A 24207-nucleotide genomic window follows, 5' to 3' on the forward strand; every position below is an offset into this window, starting at 1 on the left:
CGAGGCCCCCGCTTCCCCCCCACCCCCCGGGCTCCTACCCCCGTTCCTGGGCCCCCCCCCCCCCCCCGGGGCCGTTCGGCCCCCCGATTGTGAGTTTCGGCTGCTGACCAGGTAATGTTCTCCGCGTCAGCAGGCGCCGCTAGCTCAGTTGGTTAGAGCAGCTGACTCTTAATCAGCGGGTCCGGGGTTCGAGTCCCTGGCGGCGCACAGACAACCGGAAGGCCCCTCGTGAGAGCGAGGGGCCTTCCGGCGTTTCCGGGCCCCTGAAGCCGGACCTCGTGGCGCCGGGCGCCGGACGGGGGCGATCCCGTCCGGCGCGCCCGGCGGGGCGGTCGGTCAGCGGTGGTCGGTCAGCGGCGGAAGTAGCTGTCGAAGTTCTTGGAGAACTCCCGGCCGCCGAACTGGTCCCAGTTGATCGACCAGGTCATCAGGCCGCGCAGGTTCGGCTGGGGGCCGGCCTTGGGGACGTAGCTGCCGCAGTTGGTGGCCTTGGTGAGGCAGTCCAGCGCCTTGTTGACCTCGGCGGGGGCGACGTAGCCGTTGCCCGCGTTGGTGGTGGCCGGCATGCCGATGGCGACCTTGCTCGCGGGCAGCGCCGGGAACACGTTGTTGGTGTTGCCCGCCACCGGGAAGCCCTTGAGCAGCATGTCGGTCATCGCGACGTGGAAGTCGGCGCCGCCCATCGAGTGGTACTGGTTGTCCAGGCCCATGATCGAGCCGGAGTTGTAGTCCTGGACGTGCAGCAGGGTGAGGTCGTCGCGCAGGGCGTGGATCACCGGCAGGTAGGCGCCGGCGCGCGGGTCCTGGCCGCCCCACGGGCCGGACCCGTAGTACTGGTAGCCGAGTTGGACGAAGAAGGTCTCCGGGGCCATGGTGAGGACGAAGTTCGGGCCGTACTTGGCCTTCAGCGTCTTCACGGCGGAGATCAGGTTGACGACGACCGGGCTGGTCGGGTTCTTGAAGTCGGTGTCGCCGGTGTTGAGCGAGAGCGAGTGGCCCTCGAAGTCGATGTCGAGACCGTCCAGCCCCCACTTGTCGATGATCGCCGAGACCGAGCTGACGAAGGCGTCGCGGGCGGCCGTGGTGGTGAGCTGGACCTGGCCGTTCTGGCCGCCGATCGAGATCAGCACCTTCTTGCCCTTGGCCCGCTTGGCGGCGATCGCGGCCTTGAAGTCCGCGTCGGACTCCACCCCCGGGCACTCGGTGACCGGGCAGCGGTTGAACCGGATGTCGCCGGAGGTGACGGAGGTCGGCTCGCCGAAGGAGAGGTTGATGAAGTCCCAGGAGTCCGGGACGTCGGCGACCTTGGTGTAGCCGGCGCCGTTGGCGAAGCTGGCGTGCAGGTAGCCGACCAGGGCGTGGCTGCCGGCCGGCCCGGTGGGCGTGCCGGTGGGCGTCACGGTCGGGGTGACCGTCGGGGTCACGGTGGGCGTGACGGTCGGGGTCACCGTGGGGGTGACGGTGGGCGTGACCGTCGGCGTCACGGTGGGCGTCGGGCTGGGCGCGCCGGGGCCGTCCAGCGAGACGTCGTCCGCGTAGTAGGTGCCCTGGCCGTACCAGCCGTGGGTGTACACGGTGGCGCTGGTCTGGGTCGCGGACGTGGTGAAGCTGACGCTGAGCTTCTGGTAGGCGCCGCCGGTGCCCGGCGTCCAGGTGCTGGTGCCGCCGTCCACGCCGAGGTAGACGTACGAGCCCTTGAGGTACGCGCTGAGCGTGTAGGTGGTGTTGGGGGCGACCGTGACGGTCTGGGCGCAGCGGGCCGTGTCACCGGCCGAGGCGGCCGCGGCGAGGGCGTAACTGCCGCTGTGGGCCTGGCCGGTGACGACGCTGCCGGTGCCGGCGGAGCAGCTCCAGGGGCCGCTGGCCCCGCTCTCGAAACCGCCGTTGACCAGGAACTCCCCGGCCGAGGCGGCGGGCGCGAGGCCGAGGGTCAGGCCGACCATGGTCGCGGCGGCGACGGCCGAGGCGGTGCCGGCGGCGAGCAGTGTGCGGGGGCGCCGGCGGGGCGGGACGGGTGCGGCTACAGGTGTTCTGCGCATGCGGGGACTCCTGCGGGGGCGCGGATCGTGGGGGACGTCCGAGGGCACGGCGAAGGTACGTGCCAGTGGGGGTTCGGCCCGACCGCGCACCCTAGTTGGACTAGACCACTGAAGTGGATTCGGCCGTGCGGTGTCAATGGTCCAGACCGGTCGGACCGTGCCGCGCGGCGCGTCCGGTTGCCGCGCGTAACACCCCGTCGAACCATGGAGAGATGACGGCATCCGGCTACCTCCGCTACCCGCACCTGCGCGGGGGCCTGCTGGCGTTCACCGCCGAGGACGACGTCTGGATCGCCCCGCTCTCCCCCGGCGGCACCGTCGGCCGTGCCTGGCGGGTCAGCTGCGACCGGACCAGGGTCAGCCACCCCCGGATCTCCCCCGACGGCCGCACCCTGGCCTGGACCGCCTGGCAGAGCCCGACCCCCGAGATCTGGACCGCGCCGGTCGAGGGCGGCGAGGCCGTCCGGCTCAGCTACTGGGGCAGCCAGGACACCCGGCTGCGCGGCTGGCTGCCGGACGGCGAACTCCTCGCCGTCACCTCCTACCACGAGCCCTTCGGCCACTACACCTGGGCGCACGCGCTGCCGCCGGACGGCTCCCCCGGCCGCCGGATGCCCTGGGGGCCGGTCGGCGACGCCCAGCTGAGCCGGGCGCACACCGTGCTGCTCACCGGCTCGGCGCCGCACGAGCCGGCCGCCTGGAAGCGCTACCGGGGCGGCGCCACCGGCCGGCTCTGGGTGGACGGCGAGCAGGTCCTGGCCGGCCACCGGGGGCACCTCGCCTCACCCATGCCGGTCGGCGACCGGATCGCCTTCCTCTCCGACCACGAGGGCATCGGCAACCTCTACTCCTGCCGCCCCGACGGCACCGACCTGCGCCGGCACACCGACCACGCCTCCTACTACGCCCGGGAGGCCGCCACCGACGGCACCCGGATCGTCTACCAGCACGCCGGCGACCTCTGGGTGCTGGAGGGCCTGGACGCGCCCGCGCCGCACCGGCTGCGGGTGCCGCTCGGCGGCGCCCGGGCCGGCCGGCGGCCGTACCAGGTGAGCGCCGCCTCCCACGTCAAGGACCTGGCCTGCGACCACACCGGCCGCGCCGGGCTGATCACCGTGCGGGGCAGCCAGTACTGGCTCACCCACCGGGACGGCCCGGCCCGGGCGCTCGCCGACACCCCGGGCGTGCGCACCCGGCTGCCGGTCCTGCTCGGGCACACCGGTGAGGCGGGCTGGATCACCGACGCGCAGGGCGAGGACGCGGTCGAGATCGTCCCGCTGCCCGGGCACGACGCCACCGGGCCCGGGGGCGACGATCCGGGGACGGCGGCGGACGGCGCGCACACGGCGGCGGACGGCACGGGGACGCACCGGCACCGGGTGCTCGCCGCCGGCCGGCTCGGCCGCGTCCTGGAGCTCACCGCCTCCCCCGACGGCACCCACCTGGCCGCCGCCGCCTCCGACGGACGGCTGCTGCTGGTCGCCACCGCGGACGGCGCCGTCCGCGAACTGGCCGCCTCCGAGCACGGGCCGGTCGGCGGTGCCCGCTTCTCCCCCGACTCCCACTGGATCGCCTGGTCCCAGCCGGTCGCGGGCCGCTCCCTGCGCCGGATCCGGCTGACCCGCACCGACGTGCCCGCGCCGATCACCGAGATCACCGACGGCCGCTTCGAGGACGAGCAGCCGGTGTTCACCCGGGACGGCCGCTACCTGGCCTTCCTGTCCTGGCGCGGCTTCGACCCGGTGCACGACGTGCACACCGGCGACCTCTCCTTCCCGCTCGGCTGCCGCCCCTACCTCGTCCCGCTCACCGCCGACACCCCGTCCCCGTTCGCCGCCCCCGCCGAGGACGGCGCCCCGCGCGGCGACGGCGGCGGGGACGGCACCGTGCACGTGGACCCGCAGGGCATCGGCGAGCGGCTGCTGCCGTTCCCGGTGATCGCCTCCAAGTACTCGGCGACCGACGCCGTGCGGGGCGGGCTGGTCTGGCTGCGCTGGCCGATCTCCGGCACCCTCGGGCAGACCTTCACCAACCCGGACGACACCTCCGGCCGCCCCTCGCTGGAGTACTTCGACCTGGCCCGGGGCACCCGCAGCACGCTGGCCGACAAGCTGGACGGCTACGCCGTCTCGGGCGACGGCGGCTCGGTCGCGGTCTACTCGGCCGGCACCCTGCGGATCGTCCCGGTCACCGCGCCGTCCGCCGGCACGACCGTGGACCTGCGGCGGATCACCCACACCGTGCGTCCGGCCGCCGAGTGGCGCCAGGCGTACCACGAGGCGGCCCGGATCGTCCGGGACCAGTTCTGGGACGCCGGGATGTCCGGGCTGGACTGGCCCGCGCTGGTCGCCCAGTACGAGCCGCTGCTGGAGCGGATCGCCGGGCCGGACGACTTCGCCGACCTGCTCCGCGAGCTGCTCGGCGAGCTGGGCACCTCGCACGCGTACGTCACGCCGTCCCGGCGCGGCGAGGGGCCCTCACCGGTCCAGCAGCCGCTCGGCCTGCTCGGCGCCAACGCCCGCCACGCCGCCGACGGCCGCTGGCTGGTCGACCGCATCCTGCCCGGCGAGTCCTCCGACCCGCGGGCCCGGGCCCCGCTGGCCTCCCAGGGCGTCCGGGACGGCGACGAGCTGCTGGCGGTGGCCGGTCGCCCGGTGGACCGGGTGCGCGGTCCGGCCCCGCTGCTGGCCGGCACCGGCGGCACCAGCGTCGAGCTGACCCTGCGCGGCCGGGAGGGCCGGGACGGCCGGGGCACCGGGATCCGCCGGATCACCGTCACCCCGCTGACCGACGAGCGGCCCATCCGCTACCAGGACTGGGTGGCCAAGCGCCGCTCCCTGGTCCGGGAGTTCAGCGACGGCCGGTGCGGCTACCTGCACATCCCGGACCTCGGCGGCTCGGGCTGGGCCCAGTTCAACCGGGACCTCCGCCGGGAGCTGGACAAGCCCGCGCTGGTCCTGGACGTCCGCGGCAACGCCGGCGGCAACGTCTCCGAGCTGGTCCTGGAGAAGCTCACCCGGCCGGTGCTGGCCTGGGACTTCAGCCGGGGGCGCCAGCCGGTGCGCTGGCCGCGCAACGCGCCGCGCGGACCGATCGTGGCCCTGGCCGACGAGGCCACCAGCTCGGACGGAGACGTCATCATCGCCGCGATCAAGCTGCTGCGGCTCGGCCCGGTGGTCGGCAACCGCACCTGGGGCGGGGTGGTCGGCATGACCGGGCGGCACACGCTCGGCGACGGGACGCAGATCTCGGTGCCGAAGAACGCCTCCTGGTTCACCGGCGGGCTCGGCTGGTCGGTGGAGAACCACGGCGTGGAGCCGGACGTGCACGTGCTGCGCACCCCACAGGACTGGGCCCGGGGCCAGCACCCCGAGCTGGTCACGGCCGTCCGGCTGGCGCTGGACCTGCTGGAGGACGCGCCGGCCGCCGTCCCGCCGCCGGACGACACCCCGCGGCCGAACCTGCGGCGGCCGCCGCTGCCGCCGCGCGGGCACTGACCGGGGCCCGGGAACGCCGTAGGGACGCGCCCGGCGGGCGCGTCCCTACGGCGCGTTGCGATCAGCGGTCGGCAGTCGGCGATCAGCGGTCGGCGTCAGTCCCAGGGATCGCCCTCGGCCGTCATGTCCTCGCGGGCCCGCTCCTCGGCCTCCCGTTCGGTGACCCGGGGGGTCTGCCGGGCCTCGCCGACCCGGCGGGCCCGTTCGGTCTCGGCGCCGAACGCGTCGGCGGCCTCGTCGTGGGCGAGCGCGGCCCGCTGGGCGGGGTCCGTCATCGCGGTGGTGTCCTGTTCGTGGCTCCCGCCGAGTGAGGAGGACCTGGCCTCCCCGGCGGCGTCGTGCGCCTTGTGGCGGAACCTGTCGAAGATGCCCATGACTCCTCCTCCGGACGACTTCCGGGCTGCCCCCACTCTCACACCGGTGTCCGGCGGGCGCATCCGCTGGCGGGCCGCCCGGGCCCCGGCCCCCGGGAGCCCGCGTGCGGACGGCCCCCGGGGGATCACCGACCGTCGTCCTCCCGGGGGCCGCCGAGTCCGGCGGCGGCTGGATCCGGTGGCTGGATCCAGCGCCCGGGGATCAGCCGCTGACGCTGGCCGTGCCGGTCTCCAGGTGGCCGGTGAACCGCTGCGACCAGGAGCTGTCCGCGGTCACCGTGACGGTGAAGTCGTACCAGCCGTTGGTGTAGGCGACCACGTTGAAGAAGTCGCTCACGCTGCCGCCGGCCGGCACCTGGTACGTCCAGGGGCCGTCCGTGCGGTAGTTGTTCGAGGTGATGGTGAAGGTCAGCGCCGTGGTGCCGGTGTTGGCGAGCTTGACGTAGAGCGCCGGCTTCCCGGTACCCGGCTCGACCGCGTACGAGGCGGTGACCGCCGCGTTCTTGCCCGCCTTGGTGGCATCGCCCCTGAAGCGGCGCAGGAAGCGGTTGGGGCCGACCACCGAGAGGTCGTACGGGCCGCCGCCGAAGCCGGTGCCGCAGTTGAAGAAGTCGCTCTGGTTGCCGCCCGGGTCGACGGTGTACTGCCAGGGCCCGCCGCTGCGGTAGGCGTTGGCGTAGGCCGCGAAGTGCGCCGACTTCTGGGCGACCGCGCCCTCGTTGGCCATCGTCAGCCAGACCTTGATCGCCCCGGCGGAGCCGAACTCCAGGCGGTCCAGGTTGGCGTTCGGCTGGTACGGCAGGGCGCGGGCCGGACGGGTGCCGGGCTCCTGGACGGGCAGCTTGTTGTCGACCGGCGCCGGGTTGGGCAGCGGTCCGCAGCTCGACATGCCGATCACCGCGTCGGTGTTGGGCAGGGCGGGCAGGCCGTAGACCGGGTTGGCGAAGTCGAAGGCGCTGGTGAGGTCGCCGCAGACCCGGCGGCGCCAGTCGGTGATGTTGGGGCAGGTGGCCGGCTTGCCGATGGCGGCCGTCCACTTCTCCAGGAAGCGCAGCACCGAGGTGTGGTCGAAGACCTCGGAGTTGACCCAGCCGCCGCGGGTCCAGGGCGAGATGGCGATCATCGGGACGCGGAAGCCGAGGCCGATGTTGGTCCCGCCGTAGAACTCGCCCGGGGTGCCGGCCGGCGCGGCGGGCGGCGGGACGTGGTCGAAGAAGCCGTCGTTCTCGTCGTAGTTGAGGAAGAGGACGGTGGAGTTGAAGACGTCCGGGGCGGCGGCCAGGGCGTCGATCACGTTGTGGACGAAGTGCGCGCCGTCCTGGGGGGTGGAGTAGGGGTGCTCGGAGGAGCCCTGGTCGGGGACGATCCAGGAGACCTGCGGGAGCGTGCCGTTCAGCGCGTCGGCCCTGAGCGCGGCGACGATGTCGTCCGGGGTCCGGCCGGTCGCCCTGGGGACGGAGCCCATGCCCTTGACCGCGAGCGGGCTGCCGGCCGGGGCGGAGCTGAACGCGGTGAAGTAGGCCAGGGCGTTGTCGCCGTAGTTGTCGGCCGCGTTCTGGTAGACCTTCCAGCTCACGCCGGCGCCCTCCAGCGCCTCGGCGTAGGTCTGCCAGCGCAGGCCCTTCTCGTCGCCGCCGTCGTTCGCCGGGCCGCCCGCCGCGCCGTCCGGGTCGATCTGACCGGACCAGTGGTAGGTGCGGTTGGGGCCGGTGGCGCTGAGGACGGAACAGAAGTAGGCGTCGCAGATGGTCCAGTTCTCGGCAAGCGCGTAGTGGAACGGGATGTCCTGGCGGGTGAGGTACCCGAGCGTGCGGACGTTGCCCTTGGCGGCGACCCAGGAGTCCATCTTGCCGCCGTTCCACGCCCGGTGCTGGTCGGACCAGCCGTGAGCCAGGTCGCCGTTGCACTGGGCCAGGCGCTCGGGGTCGGCGCCGCCGGCCGGCTTGGTGGCGCTGAACTGCCACGGGTACTGCCGCCCGAGCCCGTTGGGCTGGTTGAAGACGCTGTACCCGTTGGCGATCTGGATCGCGCTGCGGTCGGCGAAGCCGCGCACGCCGCGCAGCATCCCGAAGTAGTGGTCGAAGCTGCGGTTCTCCTGCATCAGGATGACGATGTGCTTCGCGTCCGCGATGGTGCCGGTCTGCGACAGCGCCGCCGACGGCGCCGCGGCGGGCGCGCCCGGCGCCGCCCCCGCACCGGTGGTCCCGGCCACGGCCAGGCCGGCCGCGGCGGCTCCGGACAACGCGACGAACTTTCTACGACTCAGCTCGGCCATCAGCCCAGCCCGTCCCTTCACTGGCGATGTTGTGCACACAAGTTGGGGCTCGATCGCGCAGCATCCTCCCGCCGCCCGGACCGCCCCACCAGAGGGCCGGGGCAGGGTTGGCGGACTGTTCGCCCGGTCGTCACCGAGCGACGCCGGTCTGAACGGCGGGCTCACCGCCCCGGGTCAGTCCTTCACCGTGATCCCCAGGGCCTGGGCGAACAGCGGTGCCAGTTCGAGGAGCTGCGGGGAGCTGATGACGGCGCCCTGCAGGCCCTGGTGGCCGTCGGGCAGGCCCAGCCGGACGGCGCCGCGAAGGTCCACCTTGGTCAGCTTGGCGCCGCGGAACCGGACCTCCTCCAGGGTGGAGCCCGGGAAGGAGACCTCGGTCAGCTTGGCGTCGCCGAAGTCCACGTCGCGCAGCAGGCAGTCCTCGAAGACGACGTCGCGCAGGACGGCGGCGCGCAGGTTGACCGCCTCCAGCTTGCAGCCGCGGAAGACCGTCCGGCGCAGCGCCGAACCGTGCGCGGCCACCCCCGCCAGCACCCCGCCGGTGACGGCGCTGTCCTGCCACTCGGTGTCGCTGAGGTCGCAGGCCACCCAGCGGCCGGCCTGGGCCCAGACCTCGTTGAAGCGGGCCCGGCGCAGCCTGACCCCGCTCAGCGCGACGCCGGTGAAGGCGCACTCCAGGAAGGTGGCGCCGCCGGCGGACTGGTCGGTGTACTCGCCACCGTCGAAGTGGACGGTGTCGTAGCGCTCGTCGCTGCGCAGCGGGCCGGAGTGCGGGCGCAGCAGGTGGGCGTACGGCAGGTCGGCCAGGCGGTCGGGGACGGAGAGCGGCATGGCGGCGGTACCTCGCGGTCGGTGGACTGGTCCTCGTCGGCATGCTCGCACGCGGCACCGACAGGGCCCGGCCGCTCGGGGGGAGCGGCCGGGCCCTGTCGGCGGTTCACGCGGTCACGCGGTCACGCGGTCACGCAGTCCGACCGGGGATCGGCCGAGGGGTCAGCCGCGGAGCCAGAGCGAGTTGACCCGGCTGCGCTCGGTGCTGTTCGGGTAGGGGTTGGTGCAGGAGGTGCCCGGGCCGCCGCCGGACATCAGCTCGCTGCACGGGCCCGAGTAGTGGTCCGGCAGGCCGAGCACGTGGCCGGTCTCGTGCGCGGTGACCCGGGTGGAGTTGTACTGACGGTTCTGGGCGTAGTCCAGGAAGATGTAGCCCTGGCCGTGCCCGTTGGTGCTGGCGTAGGACCCGCGCGAGTCGTTGCCCTCGTAGTACGAGAAGTCGGCGTTGGTCCCGGAGCGCAGCTGCACGTTGGTGACCGAGCCGTTCCAGATCTGGGCGCTCTGCGATATCTGGTTGCGGAAGGTCGGCGCGCTGCTGGCGTCGTAGGTGACCACGACGGCCTTCAGGTACGGCGTGGCCGCCTGCTTGGCCAGCGCGGACTTCATCACGGCCTCGTAGAACGCCTGGTTGTTCGCGTCCTCGGCGGCCGAGCCGGCGTAGGCGGTGGTGGCCGTGTAGCCCTGGACCGCCGGGGCGGGCGCGGCGACGGCGGTGGTGGGCAGGGCGGCCAGGCCGGCGGCGAGCACCAGGCCGACGGCCGCGGAGAGCGTGCGGGAGATGCGGTTCATGTGGGGGCTCCTGTTCGCGGGTGCCGGGGCCGCTGGGGGTGGGCCACGGCGAACGGGTGAACGGGTGAACTGATGAACGGTGGAGCGGGCGGAGCGGTGGGGCGGGCGGAGCGCTCCACCGTGGGGCGGTGGAGCGGTCCGACGAGGTGGGGCGGGAGGGACCGGCGGGGCGCGGGCGCCCGCGGACCGGTCAGCGCGTGGTGGCGCTCAGACCGTTGCGCCACAGGGAGTTGACCCGGCTGCGCTCGGTGCTGTTCGGGTAAGGGTTGGTGCAGGAGGGGCCCGGGCCGCCGCCGGACATCAGCTCGCTGCACGGGCCCGAGTAGTGGTCCGGCAGGCCGAGCACGTGGCCGGTCTCGTGCGCCGTGACCCGGGTGGAGTCGTACTCCTGGTTCTGGGTGTAGTCGAGGAAGATGTAGCCGGACCCGTGGCCGTCGGTGCTGGCGTACGAGCCGTTGCTCGGGTCGTCGCCCTCGTAGTACGAGAAGTCGGCGTTCGCGCCGGACTGGAGGCGGACGTTGGCGACCGAGCCGTTCCAGATCTGGGCGCTCCGGGATATCTCGGAGGCGAAGGACGGCGCGTTGCTCGCGTCGTAGGTCACCACGACGGCCTTCAGGTACGGCGTGGCCGCCTGCTTCGCCCGCGCGGACTTCATCACGGCCTCGTAGAACGCCTGGTTGTCGGCCCTCCCGGTGCCCGGGTGCGCCGAGGCGGCGGCGGTGTAGTGCTGGGCCGCGCCGGTCGCGGGGGCGGCGGTCGCGGTACCGGGCAGGGCGGCGAGGCCGGCGGCGAGCGCCAGGCCCAGGGCAGCGGAGAACGTCCGCGGAATGCGGTGCATGTGGGGGCTCCGATGGTGGGGTGCGCCGCGGCCGGTGGGGGCCGGTCGCGGGCATCGGATGAATGCTTGCTGTCCCCAGAGCTTGGGTCAGCGCGGCCGCGCGGCGGATGATGTCAACCGGCGATAGCACCGGGCAATCACCCGCGGAGCCGGGGGTGTTCGGACGGACGACCTGTCATGTCCCTGGCGTCACACCGAATTGACCGTTATGCTCCCGACGTGGAGCTCGACGTGAGACACCTCCGGGTGCTGTGCGCGATTGCCGACAGCGGCAGCCTCCGCAAGGCTGCGCTCCAGCTCGGCATGACCCAGCCCTCCCTCACCACGCAGCTGCACCGCATCGAACGGGCCGTCGGCGGCACGCTGTTCACCCGCGAGCAGACCGGCAGCCGGCCCACCGCGCTCGGCCACTCGGTGCTGTCCCGGGCCCGGCCGGTGATCGCCGAGATGGCCGCGCTGGTCGCCGCCGCCCGCCAGGAGGCCCGTGAGACCGCCAGCGGCGAGCGCGCCCGGCGGCTGCGGATCGGCAGCGTGGGCAGCAGGGCGGTGGCGGCCTGGCTGCGCCGGGTGCACGACCGGCTGCCGGAGACCGACACCACCATCCACATCGACATCTCCGCCAACGCCCTGCTGCGGATGGTCTCCGCCGACCAGTTGGACGTCGCCTTCGTGCACGAGAGCGAGGGCTTCCCGCTGAAGGTCCCGGCGGACACCGAGCACCGGGTCCTGATGGCCCGGGAGCCGCAGTTCGTCGCGCTCGCCGCGGGCCACCCGGCCGCCGCCCGGCCGGTGGTCCACCTGGCCGACCTCGCCGAGGACACCTGGATGGTCGACCCGACGGCCGACCACGAGTACGCCGCGATGCGCCGGGTCTTCAGCGAGGCCGGGCTCAACCCCCGCGTGGTGCAGGTGCGCGACAACGCGACCGCCGCCGAGCTGGTCGCCTCCGGCGAAGCCGTCCGCCCCTGCCAGCCGACCTCGGCCCCCGGGCCCGGCACCGTCGTGCGGCCGGTGCACGGCGACCCGCTGGCCGTCCGGCTGCTGCTCACCTGGCGGCCGCGGGCGCTCAGCCCGCCGGCCCTGGACGCGCTCTACGGGGAGCTGCGGGCCGCCTACCTGGACCTGGCCCGCGTCAGTCCGACCTACCTCGGCTGGCTGTCCCGGCACGGCCAGGCGCTCCAGCAGTTGGTCGGCCACTCCCACGGGCAAGCCACCGGCCACTCCACCGGCGGCCCGCACGGCGACTCCACCGGGCACCCGGCCGCGGCCGCCCCCGGCCGGCCGGAGCCTCAGACCGCGCCGGCGGCGGCCCGGGCGTCGCTGCGCGCGTGCAGCACGACGCCCACCGCCACCGTGGCCGCCGTCACCAGGCCCGCCACCAGGACGCCGGAGCCGCCCGCCGCCGTGCACGCCAGCACCGCCACCGAGGCGGCGGGCAGCATGGCCTGCTCCACCCCGCTCTTGGTGTGCCGCGAGTGCAGCAGCCAGACGGTGAACAGGTAGATCGCGGTGGGCACGGTCACCGTCGCGGTGGCGACCGTCTCCGAGACGTGCGCCTTGTGCACCGCCGACTCCACCGCGACCTCCAGGCCCGAGCCGATCGCCGCCGCCGAGCCGAACACCAGGTAGTGGCCGTAGCCCCAGGAGAAGGCCTGCCGGTTGGTGCGCAGGTGGTCGTGGACCGGCCGGGCGAAGTAGATCCACCAGGCCGAGAAGCAGATCAGCAGACCGCCGCCGGCCACCGGCAGCAGCCGGGCCAGCCCCTCGTGCTCGTCCACCGCCGACTGCACCGCCACGGTCGCCGCCGCCACCGTCTCGCCGAGCACGATCAGGGTGAACAGGCCGTACCGCTCCGCGATGTGGTGCGGGTGCCAGCTGGTCCGGAGCCGCAGTTCGGCGATCACCGGCACGGACAGCTCGGCCACGATGCCGATCGGGATCACGTACGCCCGGGCGTCGTGCGGCAGCAGCAGCATCACCACCCAGGCGAGCTGGCAGAGCGTGATGCCGGCCGCGTAGCGCAGTGCCACCCCGCGGGCCTGCCCCTCCTCGCTGGCCGCCGCGCGCAGCCACTGGGTGACCATCGCCAGCCGCATCACCACGTAGCCGACGACCGACAGCACCAGGTCCTGTTCGGCGAACATCCGGGGCACCCCGGCGGCGAGGATCAGCACCCCGGCGATCTGGACCAGCGTGGTGACCCGGTAGGGGACGTCGTCGCAGTCGTAGGCGGAGGCGAACCAGGTGAAGTTCATCCAGGCCCACCAGATCGCGAAGAAGGCGAAGACGTACCCGCGCAGGCCGTCGCCGTAGTGGCCGGCGGCCAGGTCGTGGGCGAGCTCCCGACCGGCCTGGCCGACCGCGACCACGAAGCAGAGGTCGAAGAAGAGCTCCAGCGGGGTGGCGACCCGGTGCGGCTCGTCCCGGCTGCGCGGGACCATCCGGCGCACCGGACGCGGGTCGACGTGGTGCGGGCGGGGTGCTGCGGCGGGATCGCTGGTCATGGACGGTTCTCCGGGCTCCGGGGCGGGCGGGCTGTACCCGCCGCATCCTGGCAGCGGCCCGGGCCCGGCGCACGCACCGGCGCGGCCGCCCCGCGCCCGGCCGGAGCGCCCCACGCCCGCGCGGGGAGACCGCTCGGGCCCCCGGGCGCGCCACGCCGACCCGCGTCCGGTACGCCCGCACGCCGCTCCCGCACCGCGCCGCTCCGGGCGCCCCGGTCCGTTCCGCCTTGCCGTCAGCGAGAGTTGACGACGCGGTGCGCGAACCGGGTGACAGCACGACGGGTTTCCGGCGCGCCCCCGCCGGACGGCCCGGCCACCCGGATCTCCCCGCTAGATTTTCCCCGGTTGGAGGCGCGCGGGTCCGGACGGACCCCACGACACGGGTGCCTGCGGGCATCGCGGAAGGTCAAGACCGGTGGCAGGACAGCGGGGGCGGCGGAGCCGTTCCACCCGTGTCCGCACCACCGGCCTCGTGATCACCGCGCTGCTCGCCAGCGCCCGCCGTGCCGTCGACGCCCGCCGTGCCGCCGGCGCCACCACCGCCGCGGTGGCGGCCGCTACTTCTCCCAGCCCACCGTGGTGTAGTCGACGCTCGCCAGGCCGAACGCGCCGTAGTTCGCCAGGCCCTTGCGGCTCGCGACGACCGTCGGCCGCTGGTACAGCTCGACGGTGTGGCCGAGCTCCCAGATCTTGGCGTCCGCCTGGTTGTACAGCTTCGCGGCCTCCACCGGGTCGATGGTGCCGGCCGCCTTCTTGAGCAGCCCGTCGATCTCGGGCGTGCCGAGCTTGGAGTAGTTGCCGAAGACGTTGTCGCCCTGCGGCAGGCGGAAGTTGCCGAGGCTGCTGGAGAGCGGGAACGAGTCGGTGTTGCGCCAGCTGGCGATGGAGAACTTGCCCGGGTTGACGTACTTGGTGAAGAAGTCGTTGCTCGGGACCTTGTCGAGCTCGACCTTCACACCGGCCGCCAGCCACATCGACTGGGCCGCGGTGGCCAGGTCGAGCTGGGCCTGCGGAGCGGCGTCGGTGAGCACCCAGTGCAGGGTCAGCGGCTGGCCGTCCTTGGTGCGCGGCTGCCCGCTGCCGGCCTCCTTCCAGCCCGCCTCGTCCAGCGCCTTCTTGGCGGCGGCCAGGTCGAACTTGGCCCACTCGCCCGAGTTGTCCTGGTAGCCGGCCTGGTTGGGCATGAAGATGTGGTTGCCCAGCGGCTTGAACTCCACCGGCACGCCGTTGTTGGCGATCTTGATCAGCGAGGGGCGGTCCAGTGCCTTGCCGAGCGCCTGGCGCACCTTCTGGTCCGCCAGCGGGCCGCCGCCGCCGAACGAGATGTGCACCTCGTCCCACGGGCTGGCGGTCCGGATCACCGCGTCCTTGGCGTCCTTGAGCTGCCCGTACGCGGTGGCGGTGCCCGCCGTGGCGAAGTCGATCTCGTTGTTCAGGAACGCCTGGGTGGTCGCCGACTGGGACATCACCCGGAAGGTGATCTTCTCGACCTTGGGCTTGTTCCCCCACCAGGCCGGGTCCGGGACCAGCGTGATGGTCTGCGCGGTCTTGTCCGCCGTACCGATCTTCAACGCGCCGGCGGTGATCGGGATCTTCTCGACCCAGCCCTTGTTGAAGTCGTCGGCCGTGCTGATCCCGGCTGCCGGGATCAGCGGACGGAACAGGTTCTGCCAGTCCGCGTACGGCTCCGAGAAGCTCACCTTGACCTCGGAGGCGTCGGCGCCCTGCTCGATCCCGGAGATCAGCTCGTAGCCGGAGGAGTCGGCGATGTTGTAGCCGTCCTTCTTGCCCCCGCTGGCCTCCCAGTCCGCCTTGAAGTCCAGGTAGCCGAGCGGCTTGCCGTCCGACCACTTGGCTTTCGGGTTCAGCTTGTAGGTGACGACCTGCGGCGAGGTCGAGGTGACCTTGGCGTCCACCAGGTAGTCGGGGGCCGGCTTGAAGGTGCCGGTCTCGTCCGTGGTGAAGAGGTTCGGCTCCAGGGCCCGCATGATCTCGACCGCGTCCCCGTAGCGGCCGTCCACCTGCAACGGGTTCCACTGGGTGATCCACTGGTAGAGCGGGAACCGGACCTCCCCGCCGTCGCGCAGCTGGTCCGGCGACTTGGCGTTGACGTCGATCGCGCCCTGTCTCGGGGGCTCGCTCTTGGCCACCTTGTCGGCCGACCCGCCGCCGCCCGAACTGCACGCGGTGGCGGCCAGCGCGACGGCCAGGGCGAGCACGGCGGCCCGGCCGGCACGGCGTACGGGCGTGGTGGAAGCGTCCATGAGGGTTCCCCCCGGGTGAAATCCATCAGGTTGGTGAGGGTTGAGCGTCGCGAGGTGTGGCGAAGCTTGAGCGTGGGCAGCCAAGTCGGTGCCGGCGGAGCGAACGTAACAGCCGATCAGCACGAGTACCAGGGGGCGGAGTTCACACCTGATCCAAACGAAACGCACGGCAACACTGCCGCAACACCCCGGCCTTGAGCCGGTGCAACACTCCTGACCTGGACATTCCCCGACGGCTCCACCAGGGCCACCGACCGAAGGCCACCCACCGATGCCCACCCCACGCGTCGGCCCCGCCCCCACCCCGGGCGGCCGCTGATGCTCCGCTACCTGGCGAAGCGGCTCAGCTACTACGCGGTGCTGCTGATAGCCGCCGTGTTCCTGGCGTACGCGCTGTCCGCCGCCGCCCTCCAGCCGCGCGCCTACTTCGAGGCCAAGGTGCCGCGACCGGCCGCCGCCTCGGTCGAGCGCCAGCTCACCGACCTCAACCTGAACGACCGCACCCCCGTCGTCGAGCGCTTCGGCCGCTGGGCCGGCGACCTGCTCCACGGGGACCTCGGGCGCACCATCCACGACACCCCGGTGGCGGACGACTTCGGCCGGCGGATCTGGGTGTCACTGCGCCTGCTGCTCATCGGCAGTCTGCTCGGGATGGCCCTGGGCGTGGCCGCCGGGGCCTGGAGCGCGGTGCGCCAGTACCGGATGTCCGACCGGCTGCTCACCGTCTTCTCCTTCGTGATGCTCTCCACCCCGGTCTTCCTGGTCGCGCTCTTCCTCAAGAACGGCGCCATCGCCGCCAAGGACGTCGCCGGCCACGAGGTGATCCCCTTCACCGGCTACGAGACCCCCGGGCTGGCCGGCGGGATCGGCGCCCACCTCGGCGACTGGGCGCTGCACCTGCTGCTGCCCACCCTCTCGCTGGCGCTCGGCGGCCTCGCCACCTACAGCCGCTACCAGCGCGGCACCATGCTCGACGTGCTCGGCTCCGACTACCTGCGCACCGCCGAGGCCAAGGGCCTCACCCGCGGCCGCGCCCTGGTCAAGCACGGGCTGCGGACGGCGGTGATCCCGATGTCGACGATGTTCGCCTACAGCTTCCTGGGCATCTTCACGGGCGCCGCCTTCACCGAGACCATCTTCGGCTGGCACGGGATGGGCGAGTGGTTCATCCAGTCCATCAACGAACAGGACGTCAACTCGGTCGTCGCCGTGAACCTGTTCGCCGCGGTGGTGGTGCTCGCCTCCGGCTTCCTCGCCGACACCCTGCACGCCGCCCTCGACCCGCGCGTGCGGTCCTGACCGGAGGAGAGCCGCCATGACCGCCGTCACCACGGAACCCTCCGAGCCCGCCGAGCCCGCCCGGTCCACCGGTTCCGCCGTACCCGCCCCGCCCGCCGCCCCCGCCGTACCGGCCACACCCGTGCTGCCGCTCGTCGCGGGCGCCCCGGGCGCGCTCGACCTACCCGCCGTCGCGGCCGCCCCGGGCGTCGCCGCCCCACCCGTCGGCGCCCCCGCGGCGGCCGGCCGCGGCCGGCTCGTCCTGGCCCGGCTGCTCGCCGCCCGCTGGGCGGTGGCCGGCACCGTCGTCGTCCTGCTGCTGTTCGCGCTCGCCTTCGGCGGCCAGTACCTCACCCCCTGGGACTACGCCACCCCCGACTACACCGCCCTGCGCCAACCCCCCTCCGGCAGCCACTGGTTCGGCACCAACGGGGTCGGCCAGGACGTCTTCGCGCAGACCGTCCGCGGACTGCAGAAGTCCCTGGTGATCGGCCTGCTGGTGGCGCTCTTCTCGACCGTGCTGGCCTCCCTGGTCGGCGCCTGCGCCGGGTACTTCGGCGGCTGGACCGACCGGGTGCTGATGTTCCTGGTCGACCTGATGCTGGTCTTCCCCAGCTTCCTGATCATCACGATCATCTCGCCCCGGCTGAAGGGCACCGGCTGGCTCGCCTTCGTGCTGCTGCTCGCCCTCTTCAACTGGATGATCACCGCCCGGGTGGTCCGCTCGATGACCATCTCGCTGCGCGAGCGCGAGTTCGTCCGCGCCGCACAGTTCATGGGGGTGCGGCCGCTGCGCGTCATCACCCGGCACGTCCTGCCGAACGTCGCCTCCTTCCTCATCATCGACGCCACCATCGCGGTCGGCGGCGCCGTGATGAGCGAGACCGCGCTCTCCTACTTCGGCTTCGGTGTGAAGGCCCCCGACGTCTCGCTCGGCACCCTGCTCGCCGCCGGGACCAGCGACGCCCCGGTGTTCCCCTGGCTGTTCTACTTCGCCGCCGGGCTGCTGGTGCTCTTCGTCCTGGCCGTCAACCTGATCGGGGACGGGCTGCGCGACGCCCTCGACCCGACCACCGAGGTCGCCCGTACCCCTCGTAGGACTCGTAGGAAGCGCGGAAGAACGTGACCACCACCGTCGAGACCCCGCTGCTGGCCGTCCGCGACCTGCGGGTCGACTTCACCGGACCGCGCGGCGCCACCGTCCCCGCCGTCCGCGGCGTCGACCTCAGCCTGCGCCGCGGCGAGACCCTGGGCATCGTCGGCGAGTCCGGCTCAGGCAAGTCGGTGACCGCCCTGGCCGTGCTCGGACTGCTGCCGGGCACCGCCCGGGTCCGGGGCTCGGTGGCCCTGGACGGCAGGGAGCTGGTCGGCCTGCCCGGCCGTGAGCTCGCCGCCATCCGCGGCAGCCGGGTCGCCATGGTCTTCCAGGACCCGCTCTCCGCCTTCACTCCCGTCTACCGGATCGGCGACCAGATCGTCGAGGCGCTCCGGATCCACCAGCGCCTCGACAGGCAGGCCGCCCGCAAGCGGGCCGCCGAACTGCTCGACCTGGTCGGCATCCCGGCCCCGGACCGCGCGCTGGACAGCTTCCCGCACGAGTTCTCCGGCGGGATGCGCCAGCGCGCGATGATCGCCATGGCCATCGCCAACGACCCCGACATCCTGCTCGCCGACGAGCCCACCACCGCCCTGGACGTCACCATCCAGGCCCAGGTGCTCGACGTCCTGCGCACCGCCCAGCGCGAGACCGGCGCCGCGCTCGTCCTGGTCAGCCACGACCTCGGGGTGATCGCCGGGATGGCCGACCGGGTCGCCGTGATGTACGCGGGCCGGGTGGTCGAGACGGCCGGCGTGGACGAACTCTTCGCCGCGCCCCGCCACCCCTACACGCTGGGCCTGATCGGCGCGGTGCCGAGGCTGGACGGCCGGGGCGGACCGCTGGTGCCGATCCCCGGCGCCCCCGCGCCGATGGCCGAACTGCCGCCCGGCTGCCCGTTCGCCGCGCGCTGCCCGCTGGTCGAGGAGCGGTGCCGGACGGCGGAACCGGGCCTGGGCGGACCGGCGGCGTCCGGCGGGCGTGCCGAGGAGGCGCACCTGGCCGCCTGCGTACGGGCGGGGGAACTGGCCGAACGCCGGCCCGCGCCCGCCGAGGTCTACCCCGTACCGCCGGTGCCACCGGCCGCGGCCGCCGTGCCCGGGCCGCGCGGGGAGCGCCCGGCGGTGCTCTCCGTCAGCGGCCTCACCAAGACGTTCCCGCTGCTCAAGGGCACCGTCTTCAAGCGCCGGATCGGCGAGGTCTACGCCGTGGACGGGGTCGAGCTGGACATCCGGCAGGGCGAGACGCTCGGCCTGGTCGGCGAGTCCGGCTCCGGGAAGTCCACCACCCTGTTCGAGCTGCTGCGGCTCGCGAGGCCGGAGTCGGGCCGGATCGAGCTGCTCGGGCAGGACACCGCCGGGCTCTCCCGCTCGGCCGCCCACCGGATGCGGTCCCACCTGCAGATCGTCTTCCAGGACCCGATGGCCAGCCTCGACCCCCGGATGCCGATCGGTGACATCGTCGCCGAACCGCTGCGGGCCCAGGGCACCGACCGTGCGGAGATCGGCCGCCGGCTGCCCGGACTGCTGCGGCAGGTCGGCCTGGATCCGGCGCACGCCGTCCGCTACCCGCACCAGTTCTCCGGCGGACAGCGCCAGCGGATCTCGATCGCCCGGGCCCTGGCCGTCCGGCCGGAGCTGCTGGTGCTGGACGAACCGGTCTCCGCGCTGGACGTCTCCATCCAGGCCGGGGTGCTCAACCTGCTCCAGTCGCTCAAGGCCGAACTGGGCCTGTCCTACCTCTTCGTCTCGCACGACCTGTCGGTGATCCGGCACCTCGCGGACCGGGTGAGCGTGATGTACCTCGGGCGGACCGTCGAACAGGGCGAGGTCTCCGCCGTCTTCGAGCGGCCCCGGCACCCGTACACCCGGGCGCTGCTCTCCGCCGTGCCACTGCCGGACCCGGCCGCCGAGCGGGCCCGCAGCCGCATCCTGCTGGCCGGCGACCCGCCCTCGCCGACCGCGCGGCGCACCGGCTGCCCGTTCCGCACCCGCTGCCCCGTCTACGCCGGGCTCGAAGCCGGGGCGCGCACCCGCTGCGAGACCGAGGCCCCGCCGCTGACCGGCCCCGCGCCGGACCTGGACCACCAGGCGGCGTGCCACTACCCGGAGTAGTGGCACCCGGCGGCGCCGACCGTCACCGGGCGTGACCGGATCGTCTCGATTCGGCAGATCGGCCGGACTCCGTGTAATGTCGTGCGGGTCAGCAGGCGCCGCTAGCTCAGTTGGTTAGAGCAGCTGACTCTTAATCAGCGGGTCCGGGGTTCGAGTCCCTGGCGGCGCACATGGCAAGGTCTCAGGCCGTCCACTCCGGTGGGCGGCCTGAGGCGTTTCCGGGGCCTGCGCCGGGGGGCTCCGGCGCAGGGCTCCGGCGCGGGGCTCAGCGGGTGTCCAGGATCGCCGAGGCCACCGCGTCCGGGCGGTCGAACATCAGCAGGTGCCCGGCCGGGGCCGTGCTGCGGAAGTCGCCCCCGAGCAGCGCGGCCAGACCGCGCTGCTCGGCCAGCCAGTCCCGGGTGCGACTGCCGCGGCACCCGTCGTCGGCGGCGAGCACGGTGACCGGCAGTCCGGGCGGCAGCGGTGCGGTGCCCCGCAGTTCGTCCAGTTCGGCGGCCATGTCGAGGTAGCGCGCGTTCTCCCGGAGCAGGGCGCGCAGGGCGCGCCCGGTCCGGTAGCAGTGCCGGACCAGCGGCGCCGGGGCGAGGTCCTCGTGGCGGACGGTGGTCGCCCGGGCGACCAGCCCGCGCACGGTGGGCCCGAGCAGGTACGGCGCCGCGACGGCCGTGGCCGCGCCCGCGACCGTGCGGGCCGCCAGGTCGCGCAGCCCCGGGGCCGGCAGCGGCCGCGGGTCCGGCTCGACGCTGCCGTCCAGCAGGACCAGCCCGGCCGTCCGGCCCGGGTGGAGCCGCGCGAAGGCCTCGACGTGGAACCCCGCCAGCGAGTGGCCCGCCACCGTGCACGGCTCGCGCAGTCCGAGGGCGTCCAGCACGCCCCGGATGCGGGCCGCCTCCCCCGCCGCCGTCGGGGGCGGCCGGGTGGCGGGCTCGGAGGCGCTCAGCCCGTACCCGGGCCGGTCGAAGCGGACCACCGTCCGGTAGGGGGTGAGGAAGGGCACCACGAGGTCCCAGTCGAACCAGCTGCTGCCCAGCCCCCCGGTGAGCAGGCAGACCGGTCCGCCGCCCTCGGCGCGCACGTGCAGGGGCGTCCCGTCGATCCGCAGGAACATCGCGGAGCCGTGCGCCCCCGGTCCGGTCATCGCGGCTCCACCCCCTCGCCCGCCGGCCGGAGCAGCAGGACGACGGCGAGCCGGGTCCCCCGGCGGCCGGGGTGGGAGCTGGGCACGTTCCCACCCTAACCGGGCACGAACTCCGCCCCAACCGGGCGGAAACGGGCGCCGCGCCGGGGGTGGACGGGCCCTTCGCCCCCGGTGGTTCGGGGCACCCGGCCGGACCGTGTATTGTTCTCCAGGTCAGCAGGCGCCGCTAGCTCAGTTGGTTAGAGCAGCTGACTCTTAATCAGCGGGTCCGGGGTTCGAGTCCCTGGCGGCGCACAGACACTTGGGGAGCCTCTCGCAGTCGCGAGAGGCTCCCTGATTTTTTGCCCTTCGGCGTCCGTTTTGCGTGTGATGTCGGTCTCGCTTGCCGCTTCGGCGGAGCCAACCGGCCCGCTCGGCACGTCCTGGGCTGTACACCGGAAACGGGGCAAAGGTCCCCAACCGTCGACATTCCCGTTTTGTGCTGGCCGCACGGTTCGCCCGCAGGAAAGGCTGCCGCTTTGTCCCCAAACACCCGGAGCGGCCGACGCACGCCGTCCCTCGGGCTCCGCCCGGTGGAGCGCCTGAAGCGCTCCCCGGAGGGTCCGGCCGGCGGCCGCAGGCCGCGCCGCCCGAAGCGCACCGGCTGGCGCCGGCTGATCCCGACCTGGCGGATGAGCCTGCTCGGCCTCGCGGCCGCGCTGCTGCTCGGCGTCGGCCTGTTCGCCCTGGGCATCGCCCTGGTGAAGGTGCCGGACGCGCACGCCGCCGCGACCGCCCAGAGCAACACCTGGCTCTACCAGGACGGCTCGGTGGTCGCCCGGACCGGCCAGACCAACCGGCAGAACGTCGGCCTGGACAAGGTCTCCCCCGCCGCCCAGCACGCCGCGCTGGCCGCCGAGGACCGCAACTTCTACCACGAGGGCGCCGTCAACGTGTCCGGTCTGGTCCGCGCCGCCGTCAACACGGCCAAGGGCGAGGGCACCCAGGGCGGCTCGACGATCACCCAGCAGTACGTGAAGAACACCTACCTGAGCCAGAAGCAGTCCGTCACCCGGAAGGTGAAGGAACTCTTCATAGCGATCAAGGTGGACGCCACCGAGACCAAGGACGCCGTCCTGTCCGGCTACCTCAACACCTCGTACTACGGGCGCGGCGCCTACGGGATCCAGGCCGCCGCCCAGCAGTACTTCGGTGTCGACGCCGCCGCGCTCGACCCGGCGCAGGGCGCCTACCTGGCCGCCCTGCTGAACGCCCCGAGCGCCTACGACGTGGCCACCGCCACCCCGGCCGGCAAGCAGAACGCGGTCAACCGCTGGAACTACGTCCTGGACGGCATGGTGAAGGAGGGCTGGCTCTCCGCCGAGGAGCGGGCCGCCACCGCCTTCCCCGACGTCAAGGGCCCGCAGGCCCAGCTCGGCCTCTCCGGCCAGGCCGGCTACCTGGTCAACGCGGCGACCGAGTACCTCACCGCCAACAACGTCATCACCGAGTCCGAGCTGGCCAAGGGCGGCTACACCATCAAGCTGAGCGTCGACCCGGCGCGCCAGCAGGCCCTCCAGGACTCGGTCCAGGCGCAGCTGCACGACACCCTCGACCCGGACAAGCGGAAGAAGGACGCGAACGCCCAGGCGGGCGCCGTCTCCGTCGACCCGAGGACCGGTGGCGTGGTCGCCCTCTACGGCGGCGTCGACTACACCAAGCACTACGTGGACAACGCCACCCGCCGGGACTACCAGGCCGGGTCCACCTTCAAGGCGATCGCCCTGGCGGCGGCCCTGGAGAACGGCGCCAAGACCCAGTCCGGCCAGACCGTCACCCCGCGCACCGTCTACGACGGCACCAGCGGGCGCAAGGTCCGCGGCGGCAAGGGCACCCCGTACGCGCCGCCGAACGAGGGCGACAAGAGCTACGGCCAGGTCACCCTGCAGCAGGCCACCGACTGGTCGGTGAACTCGGTGTTCGCCCAGCTCGCCCAGGACACCGGCCTGCAGAAGGTCCGCGACACCGCCGTCGCGCTCGGCCTGCCCGGCAACACCCCCGGGCTCGACCCGGTGCCGTCCATCCCGCTCGGCGCCGCCACCCCGAGCGTGCTCGACATGGCCGGCGTGTACGCCACGCTGGACAACGGCGGCAAGCAGATCACCCCCTGGCTGGTGCAGTCGGTGGACCGCGAGGGCGAGGCGCTCGCGCTGCCGGCCCACAAGACCACCCAGGCGGTCGGCGAGGAGACCGCCCGCCAGGTGACCTCGATGCTGGAGGGCGTCGTCGGCGACCCGGGCGGCACCGGCTGGCGGGCGAAGTCGCTGGGCCGCCCGGTGGCCGGCAAGACCGGGACGACGGACGACCAGAAGTCGGTCTGGTTCGTCGGGTACACCCCCGAGCTGGTGACCTCGGTGGCGCTGTTCGGCCAGGACCCGGGCAGCGGCGCCCAGGTCAGCCTCAGCGGTACCGGCGGGATCGACGGCGCGGCGGGCGGCCAGTACCCCGCGCAGATCTGGACGAGCTACATGAAGGCCGCGCTCAAGGGGCAGCCGGTCACCGACTTCGCCGAGCCCTCGGGCAAGGACTGGTCGGGCGGCAGCGGCACGGCCGGCACCGCCGACAGCTCGCCGTCGCCGTCCGGGTCGGCCTCGCCGCCGGCCACGCCCGGGAGCGGCGCGACCGGCGGGACGACCGGCGGTGCGGGCAACGGCTCCGGCCCGACCGGCACGCCGGGCGGCCCGGGCGGCTCCGCCGGTACGGACCAGGACGGCTCGCGGTCCGGTGGCGCGACCACCGCACCGACCCAGCAGCCGACCCAGCAGCCGACCTCCCAGCCGACCGGCCGGCCCACCCGGTCGCCGCAGCCGACCACCGGGCCCACCACGGCCCCGACCACCGGGCCGACCACCGCGCCCCAGCCTTCGGGCGGCACGGGGACGGGCACCGGGTCCGGTGCGGGCACGGGCGCGGGGTCGCCGGCGGGGGCCGGCGCGGGCACCGGGCAGTAGCCAGCCGCGGGCACCGGGCAGTAGCCGGCCGCGGGCGGCGTCGTCCGACGGGCCCGGGGGGGGGGGGGGTCCCCCCGGCGCCGCTTCGGCCCGCTCCTCTCTTCCCCTTTCGGGGGTGGCACCCCTGCGGGACCTCCCCCCCCCCCCCCCTCCCCGTATAAACAACAAAACAAACAA

General features: G+C 73.7%; 14 protein-coding genes, 3 tRNA genes and 1 pseudogene. 9 read left to right on the forward strand and 9 right to left on the reverse strand.

The window, feature by feature from the left end:
* The first annotated feature begins 133 nt into the window (after positions 1-133).
* Positions 134-207 (forward strand) — tRNA-Lys (locus ACZ4UX_RS21365).
* Positions 208-350: 143 nt separating this feature from the next.
* Here ACZ4UX_RS21365 and ACZ4UX_RS21370 read toward each other — a convergent pair.
* Positions 351-2039: a chitinase gene (locus ACZ4UX_RS21370; protein ID WP_396490632.1), complete on the reverse strand. Its 1689-nt coding sequence runs from the start codon at positions 2037-2039 to the stop codon at positions 351-353.
* A 212-nt stretch (positions 2040-2251) separates the two neighbouring features.
* On the opposite strand from ACZ4UX_RS21370, the gene ACZ4UX_RS21375 reads away from it, so the two are divergent.
* The gene (locus tag ACZ4UX_RS21375; RefSeq protein WP_465707817.1) at positions 2252-5536 is read left to right on the forward strand and encodes a S41 family peptidase; all 3285 of its coding nucleotides are present in this window, start codon (positions 2252-2254) and stop codon (positions 5534-5536) included.
* A 95-nt stretch (positions 5537-5631) separates the two neighbouring features.
* On the opposite strand, the gene ACZ4UX_RS21380 is transcribed toward ACZ4UX_RS21375, so the two are convergent.
* From ACZ4UX_RS21380 to snpA (ACZ4UX_RS21400), 5 genes are all read right to left on the reverse strand, one after another.
* A complete protein-coding gene (locus ACZ4UX_RS21380) occupies positions 5632-5910 on the reverse strand; it encodes a hypothetical protein (protein ID WP_329487770.1) in 279 nt (92 codons plus the stop codon).
* A gap of 202 nt (positions 5911-6112) precedes the next feature.
* Positions 6113-8185: a phosphocholine-specific phospholipase C gene (locus ACZ4UX_RS21385; protein ID WP_465707818.1), complete on the reverse strand. Its 2073-nt coding sequence runs from the start codon at positions 8183-8185 to the stop codon at positions 6113-6115.
* A gap of 174 nt (positions 8186-8359) precedes the next feature.
* Positions 8360-9016, reverse strand: a complete 657-nt coding sequence (locus ACZ4UX_RS21390) for a pentapeptide repeat-containing protein (protein WP_465707819.1) — start codon at positions 9014-9016, stop codon at positions 8360-8362.
* 162 nt (positions 9017-9178) lie between these two features.
* On the reverse strand, positions 9179-9805 hold the full coding sequence (gene snpA, locus ACZ4UX_RS21395; protein ID WP_465707820.1) for a snapalysin: 627 nt from the start codon (positions 9803-9805) through the stop codon (positions 9179-9181).
* A 190-nt stretch (positions 9806-9995) separates the two neighbouring features.
* Entirely contained in the window at positions 9996-10643 is a 648-nt protein-coding gene (gene snpA, locus ACZ4UX_RS21400; protein WP_465707821.1) for a snapalysin, read from the reverse strand.
* A gap of 177 nt (positions 10644-10820) precedes the next feature.
* Between snpA (ACZ4UX_RS21400) and ACZ4UX_RS21405 the strand changes: the two are divergent.
* Positions 10821-11693: pseudogene (locus ACZ4UX_RS21405) on the forward strand (LysR family transcriptional regulator); the annotation flags it as partial.
* 239 nt (positions 11694-11932) lie between these two features.
* On the opposite strand, the gene ACZ4UX_RS21410 reads toward ACZ4UX_RS21405, so the two are convergent.
* Positions 11933-13147, reverse strand: coding sequence for a low temperature requirement protein A (locus ACZ4UX_RS21410; RefSeq protein ID WP_465707822.1), 1215 nt, complete (start codon positions 13145-13147; stop codon positions 11933-11935).
* Between the two features lie 557 nt (positions 13148-13704).
* The gene (locus ACZ4UX_RS21415; protein ID WP_465707823.1) at positions 13705-15411 is read right to left on the reverse strand and encodes an ABC transporter family substrate-binding protein; all 1707 of its coding nucleotides are present in this window, start codon (positions 15409-15411) and stop codon (positions 13705-13707) included.
* Between the two features lie 318 nt (positions 15412-15729).
* Between ACZ4UX_RS21415 and ACZ4UX_RS21420 the strand changes: the two genes are divergently transcribed.
* The 4 genes from ACZ4UX_RS21420 to ACZ4UX_RS21435 all read left to right on the forward strand — a co-directional run bounded on the left by ACZ4UX_RS21420 (position 15730) and on the right by ACZ4UX_RS21435 (position 20068).
* Positions 15730-16710: an ABC transporter permease gene (locus ACZ4UX_RS21420; protein ID WP_465707824.1), complete on the forward strand. Its 981-nt coding sequence runs from the start codon at positions 15730-15732 to the stop codon at positions 16708-16710.
* A 16-nt stretch (positions 16711-16726) separates the two neighbouring features.
* Positions 16727-17815 carry an ABC transporter permease gene (locus ACZ4UX_RS21425; protein ID WP_465707825.1) on the forward strand — a complete coding sequence of 363 codons (1089 nt, stop codon included), beginning with the start codon at positions 16727-16729 and terminating at the stop codon, positions 17813-17815.
* Positions 17812-19899, forward strand: a complete 2088-nt coding sequence (locus ACZ4UX_RS21430) for an ABC transporter ATP-binding protein (protein WP_465707826.1) — start codon at positions 17812-17814, stop codon at positions 19897-19899. Before ACZ4UX_RS21425 ends, ACZ4UX_RS21430 begins: the two co-directional genes overlap by 4 nt.
* A 95-nt stretch (positions 19900-19994) precedes the next feature.
* Positions 19995-20068: transfer RNA gene (locus tag ACZ4UX_RS21435), tRNA-Lys, on the forward strand.
* A gap of 96 nt (positions 20069-20164) precedes the next feature.
* Here ACZ4UX_RS21435 and ACZ4UX_RS21440 read toward each other — a convergent pair.
* The gene (locus tag ACZ4UX_RS21440) at positions 20165-21040 is read right to left on the reverse strand and encodes an alpha/beta fold hydrolase (RefSeq protein ID WP_465707827.1); all 876 of its coding nucleotides are present in this window, start codon (positions 21038-21040) and stop codon (positions 20165-20167) included.
* Between the two features lie 220 nt (positions 21041-21260).
* Here ACZ4UX_RS21440 and ACZ4UX_RS21445 point away from each other — a divergent pair.
* Both ACZ4UX_RS21445 and ACZ4UX_RS21450 read left to right on the forward strand, forming a co-directional pair.
* A tRNA-Lys gene (locus ACZ4UX_RS21445) sits at positions 21261-21334 on the forward strand.
* A 278-nt stretch (positions 21335-21612) separates the two neighbouring features.
* The gene (locus ACZ4UX_RS21450) at positions 21613-24030 is read left to right on the forward strand and encodes a transglycosylase domain-containing protein (RefSeq protein ID WP_465707828.1); all 2418 of its coding nucleotides are present in this window, start codon (positions 21613-21615) and stop codon (positions 24028-24030) included.
* Positions 24031-24207 lie beyond the last annotated feature (177 nt).

This window comes from Kitasatospora sp. NPDC028961 (assembly GCF_055564815.1).

Coding starts and splice junctions, on each gene's coding strand:
- ACZ4UX_RS21375 (WP_465707817.1), top strand. CDS start 2,252: ATGACGGCATCCGGCTACCTCCGCTACCCGCACCTGCGCGGGGGCCTG.
- ACZ4UX_RS21420 (WP_465707824.1), top strand. CDS start 15,730: ATGCTCCGCTACCTGGCGAAGCGGCTCAGCTACTACGCGGTGCTGCTG.
- snpA (WP_465707821.1), bottom strand. CDS start 10,643: ATGCACCGCATTCCGCGGACGTTCTCCGCTGCCCTGGGCCTGGCGCTC.
- ACZ4UX_RS21425 (WP_465707825.1), top strand. CDS start 16,727: ATGACCGCCGTCACCACGGAACCCTCCGAGCCCGCCGAGCCCGCCCGG.
- snpA (WP_465707820.1), bottom strand. CDS start 9,805: ATGAACCGCATCTCCCGCACGCTCTCCGCGGCCGTCGGCCTGGTGCTC.
- ACZ4UX_RS21390 (WP_465707819.1), bottom strand. CDS start 9,016: ATGCCGCTCTCCGTCCCCGACCGCCTGGCCGACCTGCCGTACGCCCAC.
- ACZ4UX_RS21380 (WP_329487770.1), bottom strand. CDS start 5,910: ATGGGCATCTTCGACAGGTTCCGCCACAAGGCGCACGACGCCGCCGGG.
- ACZ4UX_RS21385 (WP_465707818.1), bottom strand. CDS start 8,185: ATGGCCGAGCTGAGTCGTAGAAAGTTCGTCGCGTTGTCCGGAGCCGCC.
- ACZ4UX_RS21370 (WP_396490632.1), bottom strand. CDS start 2,039: ATGCGCAGAACACCTGTAGCCGCACCCGTCCCGCCCCGCCGGCGCCCC.
- ACZ4UX_RS21440 (WP_465707827.1), bottom strand. CDS start 21,040: ATGACCGGACCGGGGGCGCACGGCTCCGCGATGTTCCTGCGGATCGAC.
- ACZ4UX_RS21410 (WP_465707822.1), bottom strand. CDS start 13,147: ATGACCAGCGATCCCGCCGCAGCACCCCGCCCGCACCACGTCGACCCG.
- ACZ4UX_RS21415 (WP_465707823.1), bottom strand. CDS start 15,411: ATGGACGCTTCCACCACGCCCGTACGCCGTGCCGGCCGGGCCGCCGTG.